The sequence below is a fragment of the Clostridioides sp. LIBA-6622 genome (genome assembly GCF_056716095.1).
The window spans coordinates 2847028-2862028 of record NZ_CP196998.1 but is presented as its reverse complement, the minus strand read 5'-3'; the positions used below and the strand labels follow the sequence as shown (position 1 = coordinate 2862028).

The following is a 15001-nucleotide window of genomic DNA, read 5'->3' as shown; positions in this document are numbered from 1 at the left end:
ATAAAAAATAGGCTATCATAAGTAAGTTATTATGATAGCCTATTTTTAGTTATATTTTATATCTAGATATGAGAACATATAATCTCCAAATTACCTTCAAAGCTAAAATCTCCAAAGTTATTTGGTAATATAAAATGCATACCTTTTTTTAAATCATATTCTACAGAATTGTGTATTAGTTTTCCATTTCCCTCCAAAATACTATATAAGGAAAAAGGTGTATTGTGTGTAAAATTACATTTTCCAAAGATATCTAATTTGTAAACACTAAAAAATTCATTTGACACAAATGTTGTACATTTAAAGTCTGATGTTGATACAGTTTTATAATTAGCATCAAGATTTACATGAGGAACATTCGTAACATCTATGGATTTTTGAACATGAAGTTCACGTTTGTTGCCTGAATTATCAGTTCTATCATAATCATAAACTCTATAAGTAGTGTCTGAATTTTGTTGAGTTTCTAAAATTAATGTTCCTTTGCATATGGCATGGATAGTACCACTAGGAACGTAGAAAAAGTCTCCTTTTTTTATATTAACCTTTCTAAGCAGTTTGTCCCATTCATTATTATTTATCATGTCTACAAATTCTTTATGAGATTTTGCATTATGACCTATTATAATTTCTGCATCATCAGAACAATCTATTACATACCAGCACTCTGTTTTGCCTAATTCTCCATTTTCATTCTTCTTTGCATATTCATCATTTGGATGAACTTGAACTGATAAATTATCATTTGCATCTAATATTTTTGTAAGCAAAGGAAATTTATCTCCAGATGTATTTCCAAATAATTCTCTGTTTTTATCCCACAATTCAGATAGACTTTTTCCTTTGTGTTCTCCATTTTCTATTAAGCAATCTCCATTTTTATGAGAGCTTATAGCCCAACATTCACCAGTTGTTGGCGAAGTTATTTCATAATTAAATTTATCTTTAAGTGCAGTACCACCCCATATTCTATCCATAAAAATAGGTTTTAAAAATAATGGTTCCATAATTTTGTTCCTCCTATGATATTAAATTTATCCTACAAATAATTATATATAAATAGATTATAAAATCAATAGTAAAAAAGTTTTGTCCCTTGAAATGACATAAAGTATAAGGAGTTATCAAATAAGATAAACTATGATATATAATATAAAGTTCTAAATTGGAGTGATAATAATGAAATTATTTAAAGAAAAAAGTAAAAAGTATGAAAAAGAATTTTTAAAACTGTTGGAAGAATGGGTGAGCATACCATCATTTTATGATAATAAAACTGTAACTAAAGATATGCCTTTTGGAAAAGGAGTCTATGATGCGTTAAATTGGTTTGAAAATCTAGGGAGAGAAAACAATTTCAAGGTCAAAAATATAGATAATCATGCTGTTCAAATTGAATATGGAGATGGAAAAGAGTTTGTAGATATATTTGGACATTGTGATGTTGTAAATCCAGGAGATGGATGGGACAGTGAGCCATTTAAACTAAATATTATAGGTGATAAATTGATTGCTAGAGGAGTATCAGACAATAAAGGACCTATGATAGTAAATTTCTTGGCATTAAAAATGATAAAAAGTCTAAATATTGATTTAAAAAGAAAGGTTAGATTAATTGCTGGAGGAAACGAAGAAAGTGGTTTTAAATGTATAAAGCATTATTATAGTAAAGAACCATATGGTGTGTGTGGATTTACTCCAGATGCTAAATTTCCTGTACTAAATGGAGAAAAAGGTGGAGCAATAATAAAGCTAATTTCAGAAATAGAGGATAAGTCTTTATACATAAGTGGCGGAATAGAGTTTAACACAATACCAGATAAAGTATATATAAAAAATACAAGAAATTTGGGTAAAGATAATATATGTTGTGATTTTAATAATACCTCAATAAGTTATAATAATGGAGATTATGTCATACATGGCAAAGGTGGGCATTCATCTAAGCCTGAGAAAGCCATCAACCCTATACTAGGTGCAATTAAATTTTTATCAGAAAATATTGGTGAAGATTGGACAAAAAGTTTGGATAAGCTAATAAATCAAGAGAATACAGATGGGAGATTATTTGGTTTGGATATTGAGGGAAAATGTGGTGTTTTATCAATGGTTCCAACAATAATTAACATAATAGATGGAAAGTTAGAGTTAGTTTTAAGTGTCAGATATCCAGAAGTATTAACAATTGAAGATATAATAAAAAAATTTAATTTGTATATGAAGACAAATAATATTAATAAATTCGAGATTATTGGGGAAAATTTAAAGCAAGCAAATTATATAGATAGAAATTCAAAACTTGTAAAAAGTTTGCATCATATATATGTAAAGTATTCTGGAGATTTAAAAAATGATGTTAGAGTAACTAGCGCAGGAAGTTATGCTTCTGAAATGAATAATTCAGTAATATTTGGTTGTGAATTTCCTGATGGTAGTTTTGGAAATGTTCATAGTGCAAATGAATTTGCTAGCTTAGATAGATTTATAACTTCAATAGCCATATATGCAGAGGCAATAGTTGAATTATGTAATAATATATAAATACAAAATGTCCCTTATATAGACATATTATATATACAATTAAAATTTTACTTGATATATAATTGAAATCAAAGAGAAGGTGATACAATGATAACTAAGAAACATGCAGTAATAGTAAAAAGTTTAAGCAATAAAGACGGATATATGACATCAAATGAACTAGCTATCAAATTGGATGTGTCTACAAAAACTATTAAAAGATATATAGCAGATTTAAGTAGTATTTTAAGCAAGTATGATTTGGCAATAGCTTCTTCGAGAGGTATAGGATATAAGCTAAGTGGCTCTAAAAGTAATATAGCAAGAGCTGTTAAAGAAGCAAATAAATATATTGATGGTTTTTTAGATGATTCTGAAGAATCAAGAATGTCAAATATAATATGTATGCTTATTAATAGAAATTATATGAGTATAGAAGCAATGGCAGAAGAATTAAATCTAAGTATAGCTGCTATAAACAAATTGTCCAGTAAGCTTAAAAGAAAACTTGAAAAGTATGACTTAGTTATAAAATCTAAACCTTACTATGGAAGCTATATACATGGTGAAGAAATTAATATAAGACAATTGATTACTGACTATGCAATAAAACTGGATGAAAAAAGTAAAATCAAGGTGCTTTTAGATGACATCAGTGAAAACGATATATACTGTATAGAAAGTATTTTAGAAAAACATTTAAGAGAGAAAGATACAATAATTTCAGATAAAGATTTTAATCTTTTGCTTTCAAAGATAATTGTTTCTGTATTTAGAAGTAAGAGAGGTCATAGTAACAATATAAATCTAATAGATACAAACTATAGATTTCATAATTACTCTTTTATAGAAAGTTTGATGAAAGAAATATCTGACAAGATTGGAATTAAACTTATTGAAGATGAAGTGATTTACATTTCAAATTACTCTGGTGTAATCGCATATAAAGGTACACAAGGAAGAAAAAATACAAGCGAAATTGAGGAACGAATAAATAATGTTATAAATAGTGCGCTTCAAGATATATTGCTTATTTCAGGAAGTGATTATACAAAAGATGAAGAGTTTATGGTTGCAATATCTGACCATATAAAGAGATTTTTAAATAGAGCTAAAGCTAATATAAAATCTAATAATCCTCTACTTCATCAGATAAAAGAAAAGTTCCCAATAGCTTTTAATCTAGCTGTGTTTTTATCAAACAAACTAGAAACTGAGTTTAATTTAAAACTTGATGAAGATGAACTTGGATATATAGCTATTCACTTTGCTGCTTCAAATGAAAGAATGAAAAAAAATACTAGTAAGAAAATTTGTATAGTTTGTCATTATGGTATAGGAACAGGTCAACTTATTTCTGAAAAATTAAAACAGAATATAAGTGATTTAAATGTTGTAGGTGTTTATCCAGTTAGATATCTTGATATGGCTATAAGCCAAGATGTTGATTTAATAGTGTCTACTGTTGAATTAAAAGGCTATGAAAAACCTGTCTTGTATATCGAAAATATATTTGATGATAGCTTGATTGAAAACGTAAACAAAGCATTTTATGAAAAAGAAGAAAGAAGAAAAATAATAAGTAATATGTTTGATGAAAAAGCTTTTTTTAGTATAAAGGCGAGTACAAAAGAAGAAGTCATACTTTCTCTTTCAAACAAATTAAAAGAAAGAGATTTCATAGAAGAAAGCTCAATAGAAAGCATAATAGATAGAGAAAATATTTCATCAACTGAAATAGGAAATCTAGTAGCAATACCTCACACAATCGTGAAGGGAGATAAAAAATCTATAATAGGAGTTGGGATACTTGAAAATCCAATAGTTTGGGATAAACAAGAGGTTCAGCTAGTATTTATGGTATTTTTTAATACTAAAGAAAAACATAATTTTTCAATATTTAAATACCTTTATAATTTTATAAAAGATGAAGGTGGAGTAAGAGGAATTATTAAAATATGTGACTTTAATAAATTAATGGCACTGATAGGTAATTAAGGAGGAAATTAATAATGGAAACAAACATATTTAATACAGAATATGTATTTTTAAATGTTGATACTAAGTCTAAGGTTGAGGTTTTAAACTTTATAGCAAAAAAAGCTAAAGAATTAAGCTTAACAGATAACGAAAATTTAGTATATGAAGGATTAATGGCTAGAGAAGAACAATTTACTACAAATTTAGGTGAATCTATCGCAATACCTCATACTAAAAATGATGCAATTGAAAATCCAGCAGTAGTAGTATTGAAATTTGCTGATGATGTTGTTTGGAATGAAGGTGAAGATAAGGTTAAATTGGCAATAAGCTTACTTATGCCAGGAAAAAGTAAAGAAAATATTCATCTTAAATTATTATCATCTCTTTCAAGAAAATTAATAAACAAAGATTTTAAAGATTCTCTTTTAAAGAGTGATAATGTTGAAGAAATATCTAAATTAATAAGTGAAGCTTTAGGTTTATAGTTAAACGCTAAGGCTAAAATAAAACAAATAATTAATTAAAAAATAGGAGGAATTTAACATGAATAAAAAATTAGTAGCATTATGTGCTTGTCCAATGGGACTAGCTCACACTTTTATGGCAGCAGAGGCAATAGAGCAAGCTGCAAAGGCATTAGGTTATGAAGCAAAAGTTGAAACTCAAGGTGCAGATGGTGTACAAAATGAGTTGACAAGAGATGATATATTAGGAGCAACTATGATAATACATGCAGTAGCAATAACTCCAGAAGGCATGGAAAGATTTGATGGTTGTGAAGTATATGAAGTTGAATTACAAGAAGCTATAAAAAATGCAGAAGGCGTTATAAAAGAAATAGAAGAAGACTTAGGAATATAATAAATTTATTGTGGAGGAAATCGAATGGCAATTAAGAAAAAAGTTATAAACACTTCAGGTGCTTCTACAACAGGAGGAAATAATGTAGGAAAACCTACTCCATCTAATCCAACTCAATCAAAGGGAAATGGAAAGTGGAAGGAAATAAGTAAACATATAATGACAGGTATATCATATATGATACCAGTTTTAGTAATGGGTGGACTTATAGGAGCTTTATCTCAATTAATACCATATGCCATATTAGGACTTGACCCATCTGTAGGTATAGTTGATGCTATGAATTCAGGTGATTTTACAGGGTTTAAACTTACTCTTTTAAATATGGCACAATTAATGTCAAATTTCGGATTTACTTTGTTTGGATTTGCAATACCACTATTTGCAGCATTTTGTGCAAACTCTATAGGTGGAAAAACAGCTTTAATTGCAGGTTTTATAGGTGGATATATAGCTAATAAGCCTGTAGGTGTACCACAATTTGTGGATGGTCAATGGACAGAAGTTGTTCCAGTTGCATCAGGATTTTTAGGGGCAATATTAATAGCATTTATAATAGGATATTTTGTAAAATGGTTAAATAAATCTATCAAAGTTTCTCATAACTGGTTAGCTTTTAAAACAACATTTTTAATACCACTAATAGCGTCATTAACTTGTATGATATTAATGATATTTATAATAACTCCATTTGGTGGGTTAATTAATGAAAGTATGAAAAACTTCTTAACAGCAGCAGGAGCAGCAGGAGAATATGTATATGCAACAGCTTTAGCAGCAGCTACAGCATTTGACTTAGGTGGACCAATAAATAAAGCAGCAGGATTCGTTGCACTTGGTTTAACTACAGAGAACGTACTACCAATAACAGCAAGAACAATAGCTATAGTTGTCCCTCCAATTGGATTAGGATTAACAACTTTATTGGATAAAAGATTAGTTGGAAGAAGAGTATATGATAGACAATTCTATCAAGCAGGAAAGACTTCTATATTCCTGTCATTTATGGGTATATCTGAGGGAGCAATACCATTTGCACTTGAAAGACCAGGCTTTGTTATACCTTTAAATATAGTGGGAAGTGTAATAGGAGCTATTACAGGTATAGTTCTAGGAGCTATCCAATGGTTCCCAGAGTCAGCTATATGGGCATGGCCTTTAGTTGACAATTTATTTGGCTATATAATAGGTATAGCAGTTGGTGCTATATTCATAGCAGTAGGAAATATATTCTATAGAAATAAATTAATAAAAGAGGGTAAACTTGTTGTGGATTATATAGACTAACATTTAAGTTTATTTATGATAATTTTGGCTGGTAATATTGTTTTAATTAATATTACCAGCCTTACCTATATATTAATTAAAGGTGGTGGATAAAAAATATGAGTAAAATAGAAAAGATAAGAAAGTATCTAGAAGAATATGATGTAGATGGGATTCTTATTAATAGTTCTACCAACAAATTTTATATTGGCAATCTATTTAGTTCATCAGGTTATGTTTTTATAACTAAAAGAGAACAATATATAATAGTAGATTTTAGATACTTTGAAGAAATCAAAAGAAAATCTAATTTATTTGATGTAATCTTAATGGATAAAAACAGAACATATTTTGACATAGTTAATGATATTTGTAAAAATCAAAATATAAAAAAAATTGGATTTGAAGGAAGCGAAGTATCTTTTGATTCATATAAGAATATGAGTAAAAGGTTGAATGCAACTTTAAAATCAGTTGATTTATCTACTTTAAGAAAAGAAAAAGATGAAGATGAAATAAAATATATCAAAAAAGCTTGCGAAATAGTGGATGCTACATTTTATCATATAATTGATTTTATAAAAGTTGGTATGACTGAAAAGCAAGTTGAAAATGAAATTGTTAGATTTATAAAAGAGTTGGGCGGTCAAAAAGAGTCTTTTGATACTATAGTAGCATCTGGATTGAGAGGAGCTTTGCCTCATGGAAAAGCCAGTGAAAAAATTATAGAGTATGGAGACTTTGTTACTTTTGATTTTGGTGCTAAATACAATAATTATTGTTCAGACATTACTAGAACTATTTGTATGGGTACTGTAAATAAAGAGTTAGAAGAAATATATAATGTAGTAAAAGAAGCTAATGAAGAGTGTATAAGGGTTTTAAAACCAGGTATGACTACTGGTGAGATAGATAAAGTTGCAAGAGATATAATTGGTTCATATGGATATGCTGATAATTTTGGGCATAATTTAGGTCATGGTGTAGGTATTATGGTTCATGAATATCCTGCATTAGCTCCTGAATCAAAAGAAGTATTAAAAGAAGGTATGATTGTAACTATAGAGCCAGGTATATATATACCAAATCTTGGGGGAGTAAGAATAGAAGATGATGTTCTTATAACACAATATGGGAGTATGAGGTTGACTACATCTACTAAAGACTTAATAGTCGTAAACTAAAAATGAATTAGACAAATATTTTATAATAAGTAAGATAATTAGAAAAGAAGAGGTAAATTTAAATGTATAATTTTGATGATAGACCAGATAGAGTAAGTGAAAAGTGTAGAAAATGGGATTTAAATATCATAAGAGATAAGTTTGGAGATATTAGAGAAGATTTTGTACCAATGTGGATTGCTGATATGGATTTTAAAATACCAACAGAAATAGAAAATAAATTTATTGAAGCTATAAAAAGAGGTGTGTTTGGATATACATACTGTTATGATGAATTTTATGATTCAGTTATCAGATGGCAAAATGATATGCATAAGGTAAAGGTAGAAAGAGAATGGATTACATTGACTTATGGAACTGTATCAACACTCCACTATGTAGTACAAGCTTTTTGTCAAAAGGGGGATAGTATAATATTAAATACACCAGTTTATGACCCTTTTGAATCATCAGCTAAAAAGCAAGGTGTAAATATAGTTTGTAATACATTAGATATTATAAATGATAGATATTATATAAATTTTGATAGATTAGAGGCTCAAATTAAAGAAAACAAACCTAAGCTAATGATGTTTTGTACACCGCACAATCCATCTGGAAGAATATGGTCGACTGAGGAGATGGAAAAAGTAGCAACTATATGTAAAGAAAATAATGTTATTTTGGTTGCAGATGAAGTACATGCAGAGCATATTCATTATGGTGAATTTAACTCAATACTTAAAATTGAAAAAGAGCTTTTAGAAAATGTTATTCTATTGACATCACCAAATAAAGGATTTAATCTTGGAGGATTAAAGACTTCTTACTCAATTGTTATAAATAAGGATATAAGAGAGATATTTAGAGATAAACTAAAACAAAACTCGATAACTTCTCCAAATGTGTTTGGAATTATAGGATTGATAACTGCTTATAATGAATGTCGTAAGTGGTTGAGTGGTGTAAATGAATATATAAAATCAAATTATGAGCTTTTAGAAGATTGGGTAGAAAAATATGATAATATAAAATTGATGAAGATGGAGTCATCTTATTTGGCTTGGATGGATATAAGTGGGCTAGGAATAAGTGCGAGTGAATTTACTGATAAACTGGCTATTGATACAGGAGTATTATTGGAGGATGGAAGCCATTTTGTAAAAGATGGTGAGAATTATGTTAGAATAAACTTAGGAACTCAAAAAGAAAATGTGGTTGAAGCTTTAAATAGGATGGAGTTATTTTTAAAGTCTTTATAAAATAATTCTAAAAAACAAGATAAGTAAGTTTTGTTACAATAATTATAATATTGTTTGAGCGATTGTGTATTTGAAATATGATGAAGAAAATTTTATAGAGTAAAATATAAATTGTTTGTAATAGTTAATAGAATGCTATGAAAAGCACCTTTAATATAATAAGGTGCTTTTTTTATTGTTATTAAAGTCTTAAGTTTTATCTTTGTCAGTATAATTTATTTATTATAATATAGTTTATGTAGATTTGTTTTAGATAAGCATATACACTTATGGTAAGAATTTAGAGTATGAGTTTATTATATAAAAAAGAAATGACTTTAGTAAATGTCTATGATAAAATTGATGCAAGATTTATACCAGGGAGGCTAGACTAGAATGGATACAGCATTATTGCTAAGAAAATATTTTGATAAAAAAAGAGAAATGTCTGATAAAAAAATTGATAATTTATTAGAAGAGTCCCAGATTATTAAAAAACTTATAAAAGATTATGAGGAAAATGAATTTTTTAATATTTTTAGGATTATATGTTTGTCTGAAATTCCCTACATAAGTAGATTAACTTATACACAAAAAGTGATTTCATTTATATCTCAAAGACTATCAACACCACAAGGTTTTTCTTATACAGGGAGTTTGGACTATATTGTTCCTTGCTATAATGCAATGTTATTAGAAGCATACACTCGATTGGGTCTAGAGGAGTCACAAGAAGTTCGAAATGCTTTGAATTGGATAAAAAAATATCAAGTATTTGAAAGGAATCAAAAAACTGAGTGGAAATATGATGGAATTTGTAAACATGGTGGTTGTATGTATGATACTCCATGTTATATAGGTATAGGAAAAACGGTTAGAGCTTTAATTACATATTCTGAATATATAGGTCATAGAGATAAAGAAGTAAATAAATTGATTAATGAAGGAATTTCTTATATGTTAAAGCATAATATGTATCAGCGTTTGTCTAATCAAAAACCTATTAGTACACATATTACTGATATAATGTTTCCACAAGCCTATATGCTATCTTTGTATGATTTAGTTTATATAGCAAATAAAATGAATTTATGGAAAGATTCAAGAACAAATCAATTAAAACAATTGATTGAGCAGAAAGCAGTGCAACCAAATCAATGGAAGATAGAGTATATTTATAGTCATAAAGGATATAAAGCGTTTGAAACAAAAAGAAAACCATCTGAATGGATAGAGTATATATTCCAAGTAATTTAAATGATGTCTATATAAATAAAAGATGTATTTTATAAAAAAATTAAGTTAGTATTATATAATGCTAACTTAATTTTGTATAAATTTGAAAACAAGATTTACTTGATTTTACTATTTATTTAGTTTTTCAATAGAAAAAGCTTTGTCAGTAAGTTTGAAATTATCTTTTATACCATTAGTTAAGTATACTTTTTTATCCTTAGTTATGAATATAGCATCTACATTATTAATACTATTAATTAAATTCATACCTTTTTCAAGTCCAAGTCCAAATGTAGAAGTGGATAAAGCATCACAATTAATAGATTTATCAGATATTATTGTTACACTACTTAAGCCATTTTCAAAAGGATAACCTGTAAATGGATTTAGCATGTGATGATATATTTTGCCATCCTTTTCTATAAATCTTTCATAAATTCCAGATGTAACAACAGATTTGTTTGTGGTTTCTATATTTCCTATAGATTCTCCATTTTTACTAGTTGGGTCTTGAATACCGATTTTAAAAGGCTTATCATTTTTCCCATTTTCTAAAGTAAATATATTGCCTCCTAAATTAACTAAACCTTTTTGTACACCTTCTGATTTTAAATAGGCCACAATTTTATCAGCAGCATATCCTTTAGCTATTGCGCCTAAATCAATTTTCATGTTTTCTTTGGTCAATTTTATAGATTTATTTTTTTCATCCAATACAATATTCTTATAATCAATTAGAGGCAAAAGCTCTTTTATTTCAGAATCACTTGGCACTTTAGCTTTATCTGTTCCAATTGCCCATAAGTTTGATACTGGACCAATTGTTATGTCAAAATATCCACTTGATAGTTTAGAATATTGGATTGCCTCTTTTACAACGAAAAATGTATCATCTGAAACTTTGACAAAATTCTTTCCAGCGTTATCATTTATTTTAGAAACATCACTGCCTGGTATATGAGTGCTCATTTTATTATCAATATATCTTAAAATTGAATCACATTCATTTAAGATTTTATCACTTTTGGATTCTTTTATATTAAATACAGTAACTTCGTTTACTGTACCAAGGTAATAGCTAGTTTTACTATATTTAGTATTCTGGCTTGAACTCCTAAAAAATGAAAATAAAATTAATGCTAAAATCAATATCACAAAAATAAATGTGATTTTTTTCTTATTCATGGTATATTCCTCCTATGAAATTGTGTTATTATTTTATTATAACATAATTTCATAGGAGGACAAAAAATGAAGAAAAAAGACATTCTTCTTATTTTAGGCATTTTGGTTGTTATTACAGCATGTTATGGGATAATAAATATTATAAATTCTAAAAATGCTGGAAATATTGAGATTTATGTAGATAATAAATTGTATAAAACTGTTCCAATAGATGCCAAAGAAGAATTTAAAATAGAAAATAGAGGAGGGTATAATGTAGTCAAGATTCATGATAAAGGAGTAGAAATAGTAGATGCTTCGTGTCCTGACAAGGTTTGTGTACATACTGGTTTTATAAATAAGCCAAGTCAAAGCATAGTTTGTATACCTAATAGAGTTAGCATAAAAATAAATACAAATGAAAAGGATGATAATCAAGAAGATATAATTTCTAAATAAAATAATAAAAATAATTGAAAGGAATTGGTGATAAATATGGTTAACTTAGAAAATGATTGGAATGAATTATTGAAAGAAGAATTTGAAAAAGATTACTACTTAAATTTAAGAAAATTTCTTATAGAAGAGTATAAAACACGTCAGATATTCCCAAATATGCATAATATATATGAAGCTTTGAAACATACTTCATATAAAGATACAAAAGTTTTGATACTGGGACAAGACCCCTATCATGGAGATAATCAAGCTCATGGTTTAGCTTTTTCAGTTCAACCACAAGTGAAAACTCCACCCTCTTTATTAAATATGTATAAAGAATTAAAAGAAGATTTAGGATGTTTTATACCTAACAATGGATATTTGATGCCTTGGGCAGACCAAGGAGTGTTACTTTTAAATACTGCTCTTACTGTAAGAGCTCATGAAGCTAATTCTCATAAGAATAAGGGGTGGGAAATTTTTACTGATAGAGTAATATCTATTTTAAGCGAACGAGAAGACCCAGTTATTTTCGTATTATGGGGAAGTAATGCACGTAAAAAAGTAGAATTGATTGATACAAGTAAGCATTATATTTTAGAAGCACCTCATCCAAGTCCATTATCAGCAAGTAAAGGTTTTTTTGGATGTAAACACTTCTCTAAGATAAATGAAATTCTGAAAAAGTTAGGAAAAGAACCTATCAATTGGCAAATAGAAAATATATAAAATTAAAAGGTAACAAAATGATAACAAAACAACAATAAACAGTGACATTGTTGTAACTTATAGAAATGTGTTTAAATAGTTGAAAATACTATATAAGCATATTTCTATTTTTTTTGTCAAGTTGACAACTCTTGAAAAAATAGTTACAATTTAGTTACACAAAAAACACAAACAAAAAAAGAAACTAACAAAGCAGAATTTTATGAAGCAAAATATATAGTATAAAAAATTTGAGGGAGGAAAGTTTATATGAATTTTAAAAAAATGAGTAATGCTAAAGTCTCGGTAATGGCTGTTGTTTTATCAGTTGGAATATTATCGGGGTACTCTGCACTTAATAAACAAGTAACATTAGTCGTAAAGGGAGAAGAAAGAACTATATCAACATTTAGTTCTAATGTAGGAGATCTTTTAGAATCTCAAAACATTAGCTATGATGCAAATGATATAGTTACTTTAGATGAAAACTCAAAGTTATCTAATGGAGATAAAATAGAAGTAATTGATGTAAAGGAAAAAACAGTTGTAGAAACTAAAGATATTCCATTTGAAGTTACAGTTGTTGAAGATGGTTCTTTATCAAAGGGAGATTCTGAAGTTAAAGAAGAAGGAAAATCTGGTAAAAGTGAATTAATATATAAAGAAACTTATCACAATGGAAAGAAAGTAGAAAAGGAATTTGTGAAAAAAGTTGTTAAAACTGAGCCTGTAAACAAAGTAGTAAACAAAGGAACAAAAGTAGAGATGCAAGTAGCTTCATCAAGGGGAGAAAACTCAAGAAGAATGGCTTCATCATCATCTAGTAATAGTAGTAGTAACAATGGTAAAAATATGAGAGTAGTAGCAACTGCATATAGTGGTCATAGTATAACTGCTACAGGAACAAAGCCTAAGTGGGGAACGATAGCTGTAGACCCTAAGGTTATACCATATGGAACTAAGGTTTATATACCTCAATTTGATATGGTATTTACTGCAGAAGACTGTGGTGGAGCAATAAAAGGAAATAAAATTGATATATTTATGAATGACTCAAAAACAGTTTATAACTGGGGAAGAAAAACTATAGATATACGTATATTAAAATAATTATATAATCTATATTTGTACTGGAAATTATATTTTGATTAATATAGAGAGGAAACTCTTTATATATACATAAAATATAATTTCCAGTTTTTAATTTTATGCATATAATAAAAAAGTAAATTTTAACCATGTATAGATAAAAGCTATTTAAATTATAATTTACTATCAGATAAATCTATAAAAATTGTTGCAAAGAGTCAAAATATATGATATTATAGATTTCGTTGAGAAGCATTTCACTATGGGAGTGGATGGGTGCCGGTGTGCCCTCTAGTCTTCAAAACTAGTATGAGGGGTTAAGAGCCTCTTAGGTGGGTTCGATTCCCACGCATTCCCGCCAGTATATAAAAGGTATCTTTTAATATTAAAAGATACCTTTTTAAATTTATTTTAAGATGATTTACTTTTAATGATATATAATATTTTAGTATTATATAATGTGAAATTTATAATACTATTATTGTTTAGATAAAAATCTAGGAGAGTGAAAAGATGGAAAATAATTTTACAACGAGAACTAGTTTTCTAGTTGGAGATGATGGAATAGAAAAACTTAATAATTCAAATGTAATAGTATTTGGAGTCGGAGGAGTTGGTAGTTTTACTGTTGAAGCTCTAGCAAGGGCTGGAGTTGGTAGTCTTACTATTGTGGATTTTGATGATGTGGATATAACAAATATAAATAGACAAATACCAGCATTACATTCAACTGTAGGTAAGTATAAAGTTGATGTAATGGAAGAGAGAATCTTGGATATAAACCCTAATATCAATATAAAAAAAATAAGAAGTCTTTATAATAAAGACACTAGTGATGAAATATTGACTGAAAGATACGATTATGTTGTGGATGCAATAGATATGGTAAGTTCTAAAATACATCTAATTGAAACCTGTGAAAAAAAAAGCTTAAAAATAATAAGTTCTATGGGGATGGGGAATAAATTAGACCCAACTAAAATAGTCGTTACTGATATACACAAAACAAGTACTTGCCCTTTAGCTAAAGTTATGAGGAAAGAGCTTAGAGATAGAGGCATTAAAAAATTAAAAGTAGTATATTCAACTGAACAACCAATAGAACTTAAAAAGAAAGTAATGAATGGGAGAAAAGTAACGCCAGGGAGTGTATCATTTGTTCCATCTGTAGGAGGACTAATAATTGCATCTGTAATAGTGAATGAATTATTGGAACAATAAGTTGAATATTTTAATTTATAAAGTTTAAATACGTATTTTAAAGGCTAAAAGTATCAATGTAAAACTATCTTACTATTGATACTTTTAGCCTAATTATATTATGTAGTT

14 protein-coding genes and 1 tRNA gene are annotated in these 15001 nt (G+C 27.9%); 13 read left to right on the top strand and 2 right to left on the bottom strand.

Translation table 11 applies throughout. From position 1 onward, the window contains the following. Window positions 1-62: 62 nt before the first annotated feature. Window positions 63-1007: a mannose-6-phosphate isomerase, class I gene (gene manA / locus ACTG47_RS13695; protein ID WP_479924964.1), complete on the bottom strand. Its 945-nt coding sequence runs from the start codon at window positions 1005-1007 to the stop codon at window positions 63-65. Between the two features lie 172 nt (window positions 1008-1179). Between manA and ACTG47_RS13690 the strand changes: the two genes are divergently transcribed. From ACTG47_RS13690 to ACTG47_RS13655, 8 genes are all read left to right on the top strand, one after another. Beyond that, a complete protein-coding gene (locus tag ACTG47_RS13690) occupies window positions 1180-2541 on the top strand; it encodes a Sapep family Mn(2+)-dependent dipeptidase (RefSeq protein ID WP_479924963.1) in 1362 nt (453 codons plus the stop codon). Between the two features lie 87 nt (window positions 2542-2628). Next, a complete protein-coding gene (locus tag ACTG47_RS13685; protein WP_479924962.1) occupies window positions 2629-4518 on the top strand; it encodes a BglG family transcription antiterminator in 1890 nt (629 codons plus the stop codon). A gap of 14 nt (window positions 4519-4532) precedes the next feature. Continuing rightward, window positions 4533-4988 carry a PTS sugar transporter subunit IIA gene (locus ACTG47_RS13680; RefSeq protein ID WP_479924961.1) on the top strand — a complete coding sequence of 152 codons (456 nt, stop codon included), beginning with the start codon at window positions 4533-4535 and terminating at the stop codon, window positions 4986-4988. A gap of 58 nt (window positions 4989-5046) precedes the next feature. Beyond that, on the top strand, window positions 5047-5364 hold the full coding sequence (locus ACTG47_RS13675) for a PTS fructose transporter subunit IIB (protein WP_003416512.1): 318 nt from the start codon (window positions 5047-5049) through the stop codon (window positions 5362-5364). A gap of 24 nt (window positions 5365-5388) precedes the next feature. After that, a complete protein-coding gene (locus ACTG47_RS13670; RefSeq protein ID WP_479924960.1) occupies window positions 5389-6651 on the top strand; it encodes a PTS fructose transporter subunit IIC in 1263 nt (420 codons plus the stop codon). Window positions 6652-6749: 98 nt separating this feature from the next. Beyond that, complete coding sequence (locus ACTG47_RS13665) at window positions 6750-7814, top strand: aminopeptidase P family protein (RefSeq protein ID WP_479924959.1); 1065 nt, start codon at window positions 6750-6752, stop codon at window positions 7812-7814. 62 nt (window positions 7815-7876) lie between these two features. Further along, window positions 7877-9055, top strand: a complete 1179-nt coding sequence (locus ACTG47_RS13660; RefSeq protein WP_479924958.1) for a MalY/PatB family protein — start codon at window positions 7877-7879, stop codon at window positions 9053-9055. Between the two features lie 375 nt (window positions 9056-9430). Continuing rightward, the gene (locus ACTG47_RS13655) at window positions 9431-10291 is read left to right on the top strand and encodes a hypothetical protein (protein ID WP_479924957.1); all 861 of its coding nucleotides are present in this window, start codon (window positions 9431-9433) and stop codon (window positions 10289-10291) included. A gap of 108 nt (window positions 10292-10399) precedes the next feature. Here ACTG47_RS13655 and ACTG47_RS13650 read toward each other — a convergent pair whose 3' ends face one another. Next, the gene (locus ACTG47_RS13650) at window positions 10400-11455 is read right to left on the bottom strand and encodes an FAD:protein FMN transferase (protein WP_479924956.1); all 1056 of its coding nucleotides are present in this window, start codon (window positions 11453-11455) and stop codon (window positions 10400-10402) included. Between the two features lie 66 nt (window positions 11456-11521). On the opposite strand from ACTG47_RS13650, the gene ACTG47_RS13645 reads away from it, so the two are divergent. The 5 genes from ACTG47_RS13645 (at window position 11522) to ACTG47_RS13625 (ending at window position 14893) form a co-directional block, all read left to right on the top strand. Continuing rightward, complete coding sequence (locus ACTG47_RS13645) at window positions 11522-11893, top strand: NusG domain II-containing protein (RefSeq protein ID WP_479924955.1); 372 nt, start codon at window positions 11522-11524, stop codon at window positions 11891-11893. A gap of 36 nt (window positions 11894-11929) precedes the next feature. Continuing rightward, window positions 11930-12604 (top strand): uracil-DNA glycosylase, encoded by a 675-nt coding sequence (locus ACTG47_RS13640; RefSeq protein WP_479924954.1) that lies wholly within the window; start codon window positions 11930-11932, stop codon window positions 12602-12604. Between the two features lie 249 nt (window positions 12605-12853). Then, window positions 12854-13693: a 3D domain-containing protein gene (locus ACTG47_RS13635; protein WP_169467879.1), complete on the top strand. Its 840-nt coding sequence runs from the start codon at window positions 12854-12856 to the stop codon at window positions 13691-13693. A gap of 243 nt (window positions 13694-13936) precedes the next feature. Continuing rightward, window positions 13937-14033: transfer RNA gene (locus ACTG47_RS13630), tRNA-Sec, on the top strand. Window positions 14034-14185: 152 nt separating this feature from the next. Then, a complete protein-coding gene (locus tag ACTG47_RS13625) occupies window positions 14186-14893 on the top strand; it encodes a tRNA threonylcarbamoyladenosine dehydratase (RefSeq protein WP_479924953.1) in 708 nt (235 codons plus the stop codon). The last annotated feature ends 108 nt before the right edge of the window (window positions 14894-15001 follow it).

Bases quoted from the DNA above. Each gene is read 5' to 3' on its own strand.
- manA (WP_479924964.1), bottom strand. From the start codon at position 1,007: ATGGAACCATTATTTTTAAAACCTATTTTTATGGATAGAATATGGGGT.
- ACTG47_RS13690 (WP_479924963.1), top strand. From the start codon at position 1,180: ATGAAATTATTTAAAGAAAAAAGTAAAAAGTATGAAAAAGAATTTTTA.
- ACTG47_RS13685 (WP_479924962.1), top strand. From the start codon at position 2,629: ATGATAACTAAGAAACATGCAGTAATAGTAAAAAGTTTAAGCAATAAA.
- ACTG47_RS13680 (WP_479924961.1), top strand. From the start codon at position 4,533: ATGGAAACAAACATATTTAATACAGAATATGTATTTTTAAATGTTGAT.
- ACTG47_RS13675 (WP_003416512.1), top strand. From the start codon at position 5,047: ATGAATAAAAAATTAGTAGCATTATGTGCTTGTCCAATGGGACTAGCT.
- ACTG47_RS13670 (WP_479924960.1), top strand. From the start codon at position 5,389: ATGGCAATTAAGAAAAAAGTTATAAACACTTCAGGTGCTTCTACAACA.
- ACTG47_RS13665 (WP_479924959.1), top strand. From the start codon at position 6,750: ATGAGTAAAATAGAAAAGATAAGAAAGTATCTAGAAGAATATGATGTA.
- ACTG47_RS13660 (WP_479924958.1), top strand. From the start codon at position 7,877: ATGTATAATTTTGATGATAGACCAGATAGAGTAAGTGAAAAGTGTAGA.
- ACTG47_RS13655 (WP_479924957.1), top strand. From the start codon at position 9,431: ATGGATACAGCATTATTGCTAAGAAAATATTTTGATAAAAAAAGAGAA.
- ACTG47_RS13650 (WP_479924956.1), bottom strand. From the start codon at position 11,455: ATGAATAAGAAAAAAATCACATTTATTTTTGTGATATTGATTTTAGCA.
- ACTG47_RS13645 (WP_479924955.1), top strand. From the start codon at position 11,522: ATGAAGAAAAAAGACATTCTTCTTATTTTAGGCATTTTGGTTGTTATT.
- ACTG47_RS13640 (WP_479924954.1), top strand. From the start codon at position 11,930: ATGGTTAACTTAGAAAATGATTGGAATGAATTATTGAAAGAAGAATTT.
- ACTG47_RS13635 (WP_169467879.1), top strand. From the start codon at position 12,854: ATGAATTTTAAAAAAATGAGTAATGCTAAAGTCTCGGTAATGGCTGTT.
- ACTG47_RS13625 (WP_479924953.1), top strand. From the start codon at position 14,186: ATGGAAAATAATTTTACAACGAGAACTAGTTTTCTAGTTGGAGATGAT.